This is a genomic window from Arthrobacter sp. NPDC089319, assembly GCF_040684925.1.
Taxonomy (GTDB): Bacteria; Actinomycetota; Actinomycetes; order Actinomycetales; family Micrococcaceae; genus Crystallibacter.
On the sequence record NZ_JBFBGZ010000008.1, the window covers coordinates 134,283 to 147,549 of the forward strand.

Here is a 13,267-nt window from a genome sequence, read left to right on the forward strand (position 1 = left end):
GTCGCCGTGCGGTTCGCCGGTACGGCGGCCGGCGCGGTCGCCTGATGCGTCCGGCCGTGGCTGCTGCGTCCGGCCGTGGCTGCTGCCGCGCGCGGTCAGGCAGCCCTACCGCAGGCAACCATGCCGCCAAGCGCTCAGGCAGGCTTCCACGGTTTGTCCCAGCTCTTCGGTTTGGCCGAGGGGAAGCGGCGCCAGAGCGTCTGGAACTCTGACACTGCCTCCTGGGCCGCCGCCTGTTCGAGGGCGTCAAGACGGCCGTAGAAGAAGGTATCCTCGCCGTCGTAGGCTGCCTTGGCTGCCACTCGGCGCAGCAGTTGGCGCGCCACCACGGCATCTTGGTGTTCGCCCAACACGCTCTGAATTTCATGGGCCGCTTGGCCCAAGTCCGCGGCGCCGATGGGGGAGAGCACCGCCGCCGCTTCGGCGGCATAGCGCAGCCGCTTGGCCCGTTTGCGGGCCTCATGCAGCGCTAGTTCGGCCTGTTCCGAGCCGTCCGGGGCGGCGAGGGCGGAGCTGGCTGCGGCGCGCAGGCGCTTGAACTGCCGGCCCACCAGCCGGGGCACGACCTGCCGGGCGGGTTCGGAGGCCAGCGGGGCCAGTTGCGGCTGGTCCAGCCAGGCCTCGATGTCCTTCACAAACCGGCGGTAACGCCTGCCGTTGAGGGCCCGCACCACCTGCCGATGTCCGGCGTCCAGCCGTTCCGCCAGCTCGGCGTTCAGACGGCGGACGGCAGGTGCCGTGCCGGGAGCGCCCGGCACTACCCTCCGCTCCAATTGCCGATCCAACTGCCGACCCAAATCCGCGCGTGCATTCCCGGGGGCCTCGTCCGTGCCGTCCCCGTCGTCGGACCCGGCCGTTCCGGTTCCGTTGTCCTGCTCGCGGCCCCGGGCCTCGCCGTCCTGCTCGCGGCCCCGGGCCTCGCCGTCGCCCCGGGCCTCGCCGTCGGCCTGGTCTTCGACGGCGACGGCCAGCAACCGCCTCAGGCGTTCGGCCTGCACCTCCGCATCCCTGGCGGCAGCCAATTCGCCGGCGAGCCACTTCAGTTCGGCCTGCAGCAGGTCCGGCGGCGGGTCCAACAGTTTCCGGTAGGCCTTCAAGACCGAGCGCACCCGGCGGGTCGCGGTGCGCATCTGGTGCACGGCATCCGGGGCGTTCCGCCGGGCGGGCCCGGCCAGTTCCTTGAGTTGAAGAAAATGTCCGCGGGCGGCATCCAGCAGCAAGTCGCCGGCCGGGCCTTTGAGGCTCGGCTCAGCGTGCGGTGGCAGCGGTGATGCGCCCTGCTCGTGGTCTGCCGGTGCACCCTGCTCGTGGCCGGCCGATGCGCCCTGCTCGTGGTCTGCCGGTGCAGCCTTCGGCCCGCCCTGGTCCGCGCCTTTGGTGGACATGCCCGCAGTGTACCGCGGACGGTAATCGGTCCTCCGGCGCGCCTGCACGGCGGGCCGTGGTGGCCGGTAGGCTAGACCCCGTGGACGCAACCATGATCATCATTTACGTAGTCATCGCCATCGCCGTCATCGGCCTCGTGGCAACGCTTTTGCTGCGCGGGCGCAGGACTCCGCCGGGCACCTACACCACCACCCGGGACGCCAACGACCCGGCCGCGCCGCCGGCCGGGGGCGGCACCGACACACTGGAAGCGCCCCGCGGACCAACGGCCACGGCACCGCCCGTCGGGGTGCCGACCGAAGAGGAACCGCTGCCGGTCGGCGTCGAAATTCCGGAGGACGCCGCGGCGCTGGAGACCATTCCGGTGGAAACACCGGCGCCGGTGCAGGGCCGCCTGGCCCGGTTGCGCGCCCGGCTGGTCAAGTCCAACAACGCGCTGGGCAAGGGACTGCTGGCGCTGCTCGCGAGCGACAAGATCGACGAGGACGTCTGGGACGAAATCGAAGAGACCCTGCTGCTGGCCGACCTCGGCACGGACCCGACGCTGGAACTGGTGGACGCGCTCAGGGACCGGGTGAAGGTGGAGGGCAGCCGGAACCCGGAGCAGGTCAAGGCCATGCTGCGCGAGGAACTGATCAAGCTGGTGGACCCGTCCATGGACCGGTCGCTGGCCGTGATGCGCCACGCCGACCGCCCCGCCGTGATGATGGTGGTGGGCGTCAACGGCGTTGGCAAGACCACCACGGTGGGCAAGCTGGCCCGCGTGCTGGTGGCCGAGGACAAGGACGTGATCCTGGGCGCCGCGGATACCTTCCGTGCGGCCGCGGCCGAGCAGCTCGCCACCTGGGGCTCGCGTGTGGGAGTTCCCACGGTGAAGTCCGACGTCGATGGTGCGGACCCAGCCTCTGTCGCCTTTGAGGCGGTCAAGGCCGGCATCGATCAGGAAGTCGACGTGGTCATGGTGGACACCGCCGGCCGCCTGCAGAACAAGGTGGGCCTGATGGACGAACTCGGCAAGGTCAAGCGCGTGATCGAAAAGCAGGCCACAGTCGATGAAGTCCTGCTGGTGCTGGACGCCACCACCGGCCAGAACGGGCTGAACCAGGCCAAGGTCTTCGCGGAGGTCGTCAACATCACCGGCATCGTGCTGACCAAGCTCGACGGCACCGCCAAGGGCGGCATCGTGGTGGCCATCCAGCGCAGCCTGGGCGTGCCGGTGAAGCTGGTGGGCCTGGGCGAAGGCGCCGACGACCTGGCCCCGTTCGAAACCGAAGACTTCGTGGACGCCCTGCTGAACTAGGTGGACACGCCGCTGGACTAGTAGGCCGGTGCCCCTTAGGCGCCGCCCGCTATGGGCAGGGCATCGACCCAGGTCAGCGCACCAACCAAGGGCAACCCACACCGCACGACGGCGATCCCTCCTGCCGGGCCTGACGCCCGGCGGGAGGGACTTTCCTTTAAACCGCGGTGGAGCTCAAACCGCGGTGGAGCTTAAACTGCGGTGGAGCTTAAACTGCGGGAGCCTAAACCGCGGTGGAGCGCAGGTTCTGCCGACGCTTCGTCGACTGCGCGCCCGCTTCGGACGGAACGCCCAGGGTGCGGAGGGCGATGAGCAAGCCCCAGAGCACCGCGGCGATGGCCAGCAGCGTGACGTCCACGCTGCCTCCGGTCTCCGGACCCAGCAGCCAGCTGATGCCGAGCGACACGGCGCTGAAGCTCAGCACGGTCCGCAGAAGTGAACGCGCCGCGAACCAGAGGGCATGCAGCAGGCTCGCCGCGGCCAGCGTCAGGCCCAGGGCACCTTGGACCGGCCAGTGATCGATGCCCATGGTCCAGTATTCGGGTTCTGATCCTGTGGCGCGGGAGATGTCCAGCGCGTACCAGGCGTAGGTGGCCCAGAAGGGGAGGGCCAGCACGGCCAGCACCAGCAGCGGCCAGTCCACCGACAGCACCGGCTTCTGGTACCGGGTGCCGGCCCGTCGGGCGGACCACAGCAGGCCGAGGGACATGACGCCGAGCACCCCGGCCATCACCACCGGGCCGAAGCTGAAGCCGAGCAAGGCACCCAGGAGGAGCGCTGCCGTCGTGAGCCACAGCAGGGCGAGGACCGGCCAAACGTCCCGTGGCCGGAACACAGCCCAGCCGAATGGCAGGGCCACCGCAAAGGTGGTGAGGACGCCCCAGCTGGTCTCCAGCGCCGCAACCTCGGCGAAGAAGGAATCCTCAACGAACATGGTCGACAGATCGATCAGTCCGAAACCGGGCAGCACGGCCCAGAAAAGCACCGCGAACCCCGCGAAAATGCGTCCCCCAACGGTCATGGGTCAGAGAATAGCGGTGCACACGGTGCTTGGCTACAGACGCGAGCTTGGCGCAGAAACTGCCATTTGCCGGCGGTGGTGCCGGGCGACGCGGGTCAGTCCGCCGCAGCTTCCTTGACGGGCTTCATCAGCGTCTCGCGGCCGAACACCAGCCAGAGCAGGGCGGAGGCCAGCATGACCGCGCCGGTGACGCCGAAGGCCCACGCATAGTTGAGCCGGTCGGCCAACATGCCTGCCAGGACCGGGCCGATGATGGCCCCGGCGTCGGTGCCCATCTGGAAGACGGCCAGCACCTTGCCGCCGGTGCGGTCATTGCCGATGATGTCCCCCACGGCGGCCTGCTGTGCCGGCCCGAGCAGCCCGGATCCGAAGCCGGCAATCACTGAGGCCGCCACGAAGGCCGGCACGGAATCGATGAAACCGATGGCTGCGATGGCAAGTCCGGCGACGGTGAGTCCGGCGACCACCAGCGGGCGGCGGCCGACGTTGTCCGCGAGTCGGCCGGAGAAGGTCAGGGCCATCGCGTTGCCGACGGCGAAGACGGCCAGCGCCAGGCCGGCGGTCGCCGGACCGGCACCCAGCACGGCCGCCGCGAACAGCGGAATCAGTGCCATCCGGACGCCGAAGGTGGCCCAGCCATTGGCGAAGGCTGAGACGACGGCGGCGCGATAGCCGGGATCCGACAGCGCCTCGCGCAGATCCATCGCGACCGGCGCCGGCCCGTCGTCGGCGGTCCTGGGGGCGGGCTTCTTTAGCAGGACGGCGACGACGGCGGCCGCCACGACCAGGGCCACGGCGTAGACCACGAAAGGCATCCGGAGTCCGAACCCGGCCAGCAGGCCGCCGACCACCGGTCCCAGGATGCCGCCCATCAGGAAGGTTCCCGCGTAGAGGCTGGAGACCCGGCCGCGTCCGTTCGGCGGGGCCAGCCGCAGGATCAGCGCCATGGCCGACACCGTGAACATGGTGGACCCCAGGCCGCCGAGGCCGCGGAAGATCAGCAGCTGCCAATAGTCCTGCGCCATCGCGCAGGCTCCGGTCGAAGCGGCCACAATCAGCAGCCCGGTGAGGTAGACGCGGCGCTCGCCCCAACGGCCCACCAGCACCCCGCCGGCGGGCGCGAACACCAGCCGGGCGAAGGCAAACACACTGACGATCACGCTCGCGGCCGCCACGCCGACGTCGAAACTGGCGGCGAACTGCGGCAGCACCGGCGCCACCAAGCCGTACCCGAGCGCGATTACAAAGGCTGCCGCAATCAGGACCTTGATATCCCGCGGCAGCGGAGTCTGCGCTTCCCGGCCCGGACGTTGCAGACCGGCCAGGCGGATATGGCGCTCCGTGCGGCGTGAAACTGGCATGTCATCAAGCCTAGCCCGGTTAAATTGGTGTCCTCGTGACAGCGGCCCGGGCCACGGCCTCTCCGCGCACGACCGGGTGGGCAGCGCCGTCGTTCGTAGCAGGTGCCACCCCACATGTGCCACGCCGCGGTCGGAGGCGGGCGCCGCCGTCGTGCGTTTGCCGCCGCCGTAACACTGCCGAAACACGCCGGACAAGCCGGTTTTACCTGGGCGGGTTTCTTGTAACACTCCCGCAATGCACGCCCCGGTTTGCCGAAACACGTCGTCGTCAGGCTTGAGTCAGCGGCGGGAAGCTACCTGCCGAAGGACGAGAGGACGTGAAGATGGATCTGTCAGCAGGTCACGTCTGGGTAATGATTTCGGCAGCCTTGGTGCTGCTCATGACGCCGGGATTGGCGTTCTTCTACGGCGGCATGACGAGGGCCAAGTCGGCCCTGAACATGATGATGATGAGTTTTTCCGCGATCGCGCTGGTTGCGGTGGTCTGGGTGCTGTGGGGTTACTCCATGAGCAGCGGCGAGGGAGTGGCTCAGCTCTTCGGCAATCCGATCGCCGCCTTCGGCCTTGAGTCGCTGCTGAACACCGAAGACCTGATTGGCGCAGGCTACGGTGCCACCTTCGCGATCATCACGGTGGCGCTCATCTCCGGCGCCATCGCCGACCGGGCAAAGTTTGGCGCGTGGGCGCTCTTCGTACCGATCTGGGTCACGCTGGTGTACTGCCCGCTGGCCTTCATGATCTGGGGCGGGGGACTGCTCGGCGCTGAAGGAGCCATCGGCGCGTGGGCCGGAGAGGCAATCGACTTCGCCGGCGGCACCGTGGTGCACATCAACGCCGGCGTGGCCGGCCTGATCCTGGCCCTGATCCTGGGCAAGCGCAAGGGCTTCGGCAAGGACCCGGCCCAGCGCCCGCACAACATTCCGCTGGTGATGCTTGGCGCCGCTCTGCTGTGGTTCGGCTGGTTCGGCTTCAACGGCGGCGCGGCAGGTTCGGCCGAGGAAGCCGGGCTGATCTGGGTCAACACCATGGCCGCTCCGGCCGCCGCCATGCTGGGCTGGCTGGTGACCGAGCGCATCCGCGACGGCCGTCCCACCTCGCTGGGGGCAGCATCCGGCGTGGTTGCAGGCCTGGTGGCCATCACCCCGGCCTGTGCGAACGTCTCCCCGGTGGGCGCAGTTGGCCTGGGCCTGGTGGCCGGCGTGCTGGCAGCGCTGGCGGTCGGGCTGAAGTACCGGTTCGGTTATGACGATTCGCTGGACGTGGTGGGTGTCCACCTGGTGGCGGGCCTGGTCGGCACGCTGGCCCTGGGCTTCATCGCCCTGCCGGTCGAGGGTGTTGGCGGCGGCCTCTTCTACGGCGGCGGCGTCGCCCAACTGTGGGCACAGACCGTGGCCGCAGTGGTATCCGTGGTGTTCTGCGCGGTGCTCACCGTCCTCATCGGGCTGGCGATCCACAAGACCATCGGCTTCCGGGTGACCGAAGAGCAAGAGGTCACTGGCGTGGACCTGACCCAGCACGCCGAATCCGCGTACGAGTTCGGCGGCCTGGGGACCGGCGGCACGTTCATCCCGCACCCGGCTACCGACCGCAGCGCGCATGGCGCGGGCGCCCGATCGGCCATCAAGGAAGAGGTCAACGCATGAAACTGGTGACAGCGATCATTCGGCCGCAAAAGCTCGACGCCGTCCGCAACAGCTTGGAAAGCTACGGCGTCCAGGGCCTGACCATCAGCCAGGCAAGCGGATATGGCCGGCAGCGCGGTCACACCGAGGTTTACCGCGGCGCGGAATACACCGTGGACCTGCTGCCCAAGATCCGGATCGAAGTGCTGGTCGCGGACGAACAGGCGGACGACATCGTCGATGTCCTGGTCGCCACGGCCAATACCGGCCACGCCGGCGACGGCAAGGTCTGGCTGGTTGACGTCCACGAAGCCGTGCGGGTGCGCACCGGCGAACGTGGCGAGGCAGCCATCTAGGCCGCTTACTCTCCGACAGCTCCAAAGCCCGGTTGCTTTGGCCGCCCCTGTGGCGGCCGGGCAGCCGGGTTTTTGGTGTGCGCGCATTGCACGGTTTGCCATGCGCTGGAAGCCAGATCACCTGACGAACGTGTTGGCGACTTGTCCTATTCAGGCGGGACCTGTCCTACACGAGATGTTCCCCACCTCCGGCAGCCGTGTTGTCCTACACAGGCCGGTCTTCTCCTGCACAAGCCGCTCCCGGCCTCGACATCTGTCCTGTCCTACACAGGGCCGCGCCGGCTGTCGTTTGTGCACATTCGTCGAACATCCGTTCTACCCGAAGCTTGCGCTGCGTAGCGTTGAAGCATGGCAGCGGACCCGTTGGACGAGGCGCAGGAGCCGGAGGAACACTCCGGCTCCAAAGCCACGCCCGACGGAGTGTCGAAAGCTGTGCACGGCGCCGAGCAGGAATCGGAGCATGACTCCGAGCCGGAGGCTGAGCTTGCCGCCGAGCCGGTCCCCAGTCCCGACGGAACCGCCCCTGCTCAATCTGCAGCCGATCCTGCCACAGCGGAGGACGGACTCCCATCAGAACTTGCCGCCTGTGGAACTGCCCCGGCAGCCGCCGATTCTCCGGTCGCCTCCGGCCCGGAAGGTGATACCCCGGAAGGGGTGCCACCGGCGCGGGAGTTGTGGGAGGAGGACTGGCGGGAGCTGGAACCGGCGGAACTGGCCGGGCTGCTCGCCGGCACCGACCCCGAGACCCTGGACGACTGGTCCGTCCTCGAATACCTCAAAGCCGTCCGCAAACACGAGGCCTGGACCCAGTCCCGCCGCACCCGCGGCCTGCACCGGATGGCCGTGCTCCGGCCCGCCACCGGCACCGATGCCGGGGCGCCGGACGGGATCTCCCGGCACGCCGCCCAGGAACTCGCCCCCATCCTCGCCCTGCCCCGCCGGCAGGCGGCCGCTGACCTAGCCGACGCGCACCAAATCGCCACCCACCTGCCCGCCACCCTGACCGCCCTGGATTACGGCGCCATCGACCTGCCCCGCGCCGCGGCGATCGCCCGCAAAGGCGCCGACCTCCCGCCGGACACCCTGGCCGAGTTCGAGCACACGGTCCTGGACGGCGCCGGGACCATCACCCTCGAATCCGTCCAGGCCCGCGCCCGCACCGCCCGCGACCGGCTCCACCCCGAACCCCTCGAGACCCGGCACCGGGCCGCGATGGAACGGCGCACCGTCCAATACCTCCCGCAGGACGACGGCATGGCCGACCTCTACATCCGCACCTCCGCGGACAAAGCCCTGCTCGCCTACAACCTGATCCAAGCCCACGCCAGGAAACTCCAAACCGCCAAAGAGAACCGCACCCTCGGCCAACTCCGCGCCGACGTCTTCACCGACATGCTCCTGCGCTACCCCGACCACGCCTACCAACCCGCCCCCACCACCGGCAACGGCACCACCACCGCCGCGCAGACAACAACACCGGAAGCCGCAGCCACGACCAAACCCGAAACCGCCGCCACGGAGACGGCCGCCCGGGACACTGCCACCGGCAACGGGGCCGCCGGCCAGGGCCACTGCACCTGCTGCGGCGCGAACACCACCGCCTCGGCCGCAGTCACCGCCCCGCTGACCACCCTGCTCCGGCTGGCCGAAGACCCCGGCGAACTCACCGGCTACGGACTCATCCCACCCGAAATGACCCGCAACCTCACCGCGCTGGCCAAATCCTGGCTCCTCGTGCTCACCGACGACCACGGCCAAGCCATCGCCGCCGCCAAAGACCTGCGCATCCCGCCCGAATGGCTCAAACGCCTCGTCCGGCTACGCGACCGGCACTGCCGCGATTTCGGCTGCACCGTCCCCGCCGACCAATGCGAGATCGACCACACCATCGCCTGGGAAGACGGCGGCAAAACAGTGGCCGAGAACCTCGGCGCCCGCTGCAAACCCGGCCACAAAACCAAACACCACGGCGGCGGAACCGTCACCCAAAACAAGGACGGAACCCTTCACTTCACCACCCGCTCCGGCCACACCCACACCACCACCCCCGACGAAGGCTGGGCCATCACCTACCCCACAACCGAAGACCAAGCCAGCAACACAACCAGCCCGGGAAAAAGCGCAGCAGGTGGGCCCGCCGACGCAGAGGACGGCGAACCATGCGACGAAACGCAGCCGCCCTTCTGATGGAAGCAGCGCGGCGCTGCCTATCCACGGCGTTGCTTATCCAGGGCGTTGCTTATCAGGGGAGCGGGGTGTCGCTCCGGGACGTGCCCCAGCCGGCCGGACCAAGGCTCCCGGCCTCATACTCTTCCAGCGGCACCACGTCATTTTTCCAGGCGTTAAGGACTGGTTCGACAATCCGCCAGCAGTCCTCGGCGATGTCTCCGCGGACAGACAACAGCGGGTCGCCGTGCAGGACGCCTTCTAGGACTTCGCCGTAGGGCAGGAGGTCTGCGGCGTGCAGATCCGCCGCCAGCACTGCCCGGTCCAGCGTGAAGAGGTCACTCGGGCCGTTGACATCGATCTCCAACCGCAGGGTTTCGGGCCCGAGGCCGATCCTCAATCGAGTGGGTGAGTCGACGCCCTTAAATCCTGCAGGCAGGTGATTGACCGGCTTGAAGGTGATGATGACTTCCTTCTTCGGTTTGGCCAGCGCCTTGCCCGAGCGCAGGATGAACGGCACGCCCGCCCAACGGCTGTTGTTGATGGAAACCTCAACTTCAGCAAGGGTTTCTGTTTTTCGCGAGGGGTCCACGCCCTGTTCTGCGGTGTAGTCGGGTATGTCACGGTCGCCGATGCGGCCAGCGGTGTAGCGGGCCCGCCGGGTGCTATTGGCGAAATCGGGGTTGACGCTGGCAGCCCGCATCACGCTGCCGATGTGGTCGCGCAGGTCTCGCTCCGTGAGGGTGGCCGGCGGGTTCAAAGCCGTCAGCGCCATGACCTGCAGCAAGTGGCTCTGGATCATGTCCCGCAATGCCCCGGCGCCGTCGTAGTAGCGGGCGCGCCCCTCCAGGGCCAGGGATTCGTCGTAGAAAATCTCCACTTTGGCCACATGCTCATTGCTGAGCAGCGGTTCCAAGAGGCGGTTGGCGAAGCGCAGACCCAGGATGTTGAAGACGGTCGCCTTGCCCAGAAAATGGTCCACCCGGTGGATATGGTCTTCCGGCACCAGCTTCAGCAACATCTTGTTCAGCAACTCAGCCGACTCGAGGCTGGTGCCGAACGGTTTCTCCAGCACCAGACGGGTCCCCTCCGGCACCTCCTCGGGCCGGAGCACTTCGCACGCTTTCTGGCTGACGGCCGGCGGCAGGGCGAAGAACACAGCCACCGGGCCGTCCAACTCCGCCAGCAGCTTGGCCAGAGCGCCCTCGGCGGTCACATCCACCGAGTGGTATTGCGTGTCTTGCTGGATGTCGAGCAGCTGCTGCCGACCGTCGTCGTTCGCGGCACCAGCACAGGAATCGAAGGCGCCGCTGACGCGTTCCTGCCATCGTGAGGAGTCCCAGTCATCGGAGCCGGCGCCCACCAGCTTCAGTCCGGTGGTTTTGCCCTGAGCAATCAGCTTGCCCAGCCCAGGCAGCAGCAGTCGGCCGGTCAGATCGCCGGATGCCCCGAGGATGAGCAGTGTCCGGATCTGCATCGGTCCGCTGGCATAGGGGGAGGAGACGTCCTTGGTCTGGGTCTGTTCAGCGCTCACGATTCCCACCTTGCCATGGCCGCGACCCGGAGGGAACGGTACCGGAGGCAGGTGCAGGGACGGCGGTCTACAGACTTGTGTGGCCCAGCCTCCGCAGAAGGGCATCAAAGGACGGCGCGACTGAGGCCACCGCCAGTTGATACCCTTAAGAGCTGAACTCCGGCGTAGCCCGGGGATTGTGAACCAGATCGACGAAAGTAGACACGGCGCGTGTTCAATTCACTCTCTGACCGGTTGACCTCAACCTTCAAGAATCTGCGCGGCAAGGGACGCCTGTCCGAGGCCGACGTCGATGCCACCGTGCGCGAAATCCGGCGTGCCCTGCTTGACGCCGACGTCGCCGTGCCCGTGGTGCGCGAGTTTACCGCCCATGTGAAGGAACGCGCCCTCGGCGAGGAAGTCTCGGGCGCCCTGAACCCGGGCCAGCAGGTCGTCAAGATCGTCAACGACGAACTGGTCAACATCCTCGGCGGCGAGACCCGCCGCCTCAAGCTGGCCAAGAACCCGCCGACCGTGATCATGCTCGCCGGCCTGCAGGGCGCCGGTAAAACCACGCTGGCGGGCAAGCTGTCCAAGTGGTTCAAGGGCCAGGGCCACAGCCCGCTGCTGGTCGCCGCCGACCTGCAGCGGCCCAACGCCGTGACCCAGCTTCAGGTCAACGGGCAGCGCGCCGGCGTGCCCGTCTTCGCCCCGCACCCGGGCGTCCAGTCCGAGTTCGATTCGGTGACCGGCGATCCGGTGGCCGTTGCCCGCGACGGCATCGCCGAAGCGCGGCAGAAGCTGTACGACGTGGTCATCGTGGACACCGCCGGCCGGTTGGGCGTCGATGCCGAGATGATGCAGCAGGCCGCGAACATCCGCGCCGCCATCAACCCGGACGAAGTCCTCTTCGTGATCGACGCGATGATCGGCCAGGACGCGGTCAATACCGCGCAGGCGTTCAACGAGGGCGTCAACTTCACCGGCGTCGTCCTTTCCAAGCTCGACGGCGATGCCCGCGGCGGTGCGGCGCTTTCCGTCGCGTCGGTGACCGGCAAGCCCGTGATGTTCGCATCCACCGGCGAGAACCTGGACGATTTCGAGATCTTCCACCCGGACCGGATGGCCAACCGCATCCTGGACATGGGCGACATCCTCACCCTGATCGAGCAAGCGGAGAAGTCCTGGGACAAGGGCGAAGCCGAGCGGATGGCGCAGAAGTTCGCCGACCAGGAAGACTTCACGCTGGACGACTTCCTCGCCCAGATGCAGCAGATCCGCAAAATGGGCTCGATGAAGAAGATGCTCATGATGATGCCCGGCGCCGCCAACATGCGCCAGCAGCTGGAGAACTTCGACGAGCGCGAGATCGACCGGGTGGAGGCGATCGTCCGCTCGATGACCCCGCACGAGCGTGTTGCGCCGAAGATCCTCAACGGTTCCCGCCGCGCCCGCATCGCCAAGGGCTCCGGCGTCCACGTCTCCGAGGTCAACGGCCTGCTGGAACGCTTCGGCCAGGCCCAGAAGATGATGAAGAAGATGGCGCAGGGCGGCGGCATTCCGGGTATGCCCGGGGTAGCCGGCCCCGGCGGCTTCGGCGGCGCACGCAAGAAGCAGCAGGCAGCCAAGGGCAAGAAGAAGACCCGCTCCGGCAACCCGGCCAAGGCGGCGCAGGAACTGCGCGAGGCCGAGGAGCGGCGCAAGAACAAGGCATCGGTTCCGGCCGGAAGTGCCTTCGGTGCCCCGCAGGACGGACAGGACTTTGATCCGTCGGCGCTGAACCTGCCGAAGGGCTTCGAAAAGTTCCTCGGCAAGTAGTCCGCCCACGTTCCATATGCAGTGTTGAATGCCCCGCCGGCGAGTCCGGCGGGGCACTTGGCATCTAGGGGGAAGGTAAGCTGGGTTGCTGAATCGTTTCGGCGACGACGACGAGGGCCGTGAAGCCCCACCGGCGAGGCAGCGCAGCGAAGGAGTTTTGTGGCAGAGCAGGCACCCAGCGGCGTGGACCGCCCGGCCGGAAGGCGGCAGGCCGCCGTCGTCGTCATTGTCCGTAGCGTCGGCGGTGCCGTGGTGCTGCTGAACGGCGCCGCTGGCCCCGCTCTGCCGGCTGCTGCGGTGCGGCCGGGTGAAGACCCGCGGTCCGCTGCGTCCCGAGTGCTCGCCGAATGCTCCCTGCCGGTGCCGCCGGGGCGCATCTTGGCGCTGGATTACCAGCCGGTGGCTCCAGCGCCCGCCGAAGCCATCACCTTTGTGTACGACGGCGGAACGTACGACGGCGGTGAGCTCGCCGCGGGTGCCGGGGGACAGGCCGTCTTCCTCCCGGTGGAACAGGCCGAAGCGGTCCTGGACAGCGCGCAGTCCGCCCAGCTGGCCGCCGGTCTCCGCGCCCATGAACTGCTCACGGTGGTGGAACTGCGCAACGGGCAGGTGCTGCGGACAGCGCAGTCCCGCGTGCCGGAACGCGAGCTGGCGCCGCAGGTCTGGGAACCCGAGCCAGCGGCCGGCTCGAAAGGAACTGTCGGGTCCGGCGTCTAGTATTTCT

General features: G+C 68.2%; 10 protein-coding genes. 6 read left to right on the forward strand and 4 right to left on the reverse strand.

All coding sequences use genetic code 11. From position 1 onward, the window contains the following. Positions 1-134 precede the first annotated feature (134 nt). Positions 135-1,385, reverse strand: a complete 1,251-nt coding sequence (locus AB0N75_RS13235; RefSeq protein ID WP_364650502.1) for a CHAD domain-containing protein — start codon at positions 1,383-1,385, stop codon at positions 135-137. A 92-nt stretch (positions 1,386-1,477) separates the two neighbouring features. Here AB0N75_RS13235 and ftsY point away from each other — a divergent pair, with 92 nt between their 5' ends. After that, positions 1,478-2,686, forward strand: a complete 1,209-nt coding sequence (ftsY, locus tag AB0N75_RS13240; RefSeq protein WP_364650763.1) for a signal recognition particle-docking protein FtsY — start codon at positions 1,478-1,480, stop codon at positions 2,684-2,686. A 223-nt stretch (positions 2,687-2,909) separates the two neighbouring features. Here ftsY and AB0N75_RS13245 read toward each other — a convergent pair whose 3' ends face one another. Further along, positions 2,910-3,707 carry a hypothetical protein gene (locus AB0N75_RS13245; protein ID WP_364650505.1) on the reverse strand — a complete coding sequence of 266 codons (798 nt, stop codon included), beginning with the start codon at positions 3,705-3,707 and terminating at the stop codon, positions 2,910-2,912. Positions 3,708-3,802: 95 nt separating this feature from the next. Further along, positions 3,803-5,068 carry an MFS transporter gene (locus AB0N75_RS13250; RefSeq protein WP_364650508.1) on the reverse strand — a complete coding sequence of 422 codons (1,266 nt, stop codon included), beginning with the start codon at positions 5,066-5,068 and terminating at the stop codon, positions 3,803-3,805. Positions 5,069-5,391: 323 nt separating this feature from the next. On the opposite strand from AB0N75_RS13250, the gene AB0N75_RS13255 reads away from it, so the two are divergent. The 3 genes from AB0N75_RS13255 (at position 5,392) to AB0N75_RS13265 (ending at position 9,233) form a co-directional block, all read left to right on the forward strand. After that, on the forward strand, positions 5,392-6,711 hold the full coding sequence (locus AB0N75_RS13255; protein WP_364650511.1) for an ammonium transporter: 1,320 nt from the start codon (positions 5,392-5,394) through the stop codon (positions 6,709-6,711). Further along, the gene (locus AB0N75_RS13260) at positions 6,708-7,046 is read left to right on the forward strand and encodes a P-II family nitrogen regulator (RefSeq protein ID WP_364650514.1); all 339 of its coding nucleotides are present in this window, start codon (positions 6,708-6,710) and stop codon (positions 7,044-7,046) included. Before AB0N75_RS13255 ends, AB0N75_RS13260 begins: the two co-directional genes overlap by 4 nt. A gap of 348 nt (positions 7,047-7,394) precedes the next feature. Next, on the forward strand, positions 7,395-9,233 hold the full coding sequence (locus AB0N75_RS13265) for an HNH endonuclease (protein WP_364650517.1): 1,839 nt from the start codon (positions 7,395-7,397) through the stop codon (positions 9,231-9,233). A gap of 55 nt (positions 9,234-9,288) precedes the next feature. Here the strand turns inward: AB0N75_RS13265 and AB0N75_RS13270 are convergent, their stop codons facing one another. Further along, a complete protein-coding gene (locus tag AB0N75_RS13270) occupies positions 9,289-10,689 on the reverse strand; it encodes a glucose-6-phosphate dehydrogenase (protein WP_364650765.1) in 1,401 nt (466 codons plus the stop codon). Positions 10,690-10,956: 267 nt separating this feature from the next. On the opposite strand from AB0N75_RS13270, the gene ffh reads away from it, so the two are divergent. Both ffh and AB0N75_RS13280 read left to right on the forward strand, forming a co-directional pair. After that, a complete protein-coding gene (gene ffh / locus AB0N75_RS13275) occupies positions 10,957-12,543 on the forward strand; it encodes a signal recognition particle protein (RefSeq protein WP_364650520.1) in 1,587 nt (528 codons plus the stop codon). Positions 12,544-12,702: 159 nt separating this feature from the next. Then, complete coding sequence (locus AB0N75_RS13280; protein ID WP_364650523.1) at positions 12,703-13,260, forward strand: NUDIX domain-containing protein; 558 nt, start codon at positions 12,703-12,705, stop codon at positions 13,258-13,260. Positions 13,261-13,267: the final 7 nt, after the last annotated feature.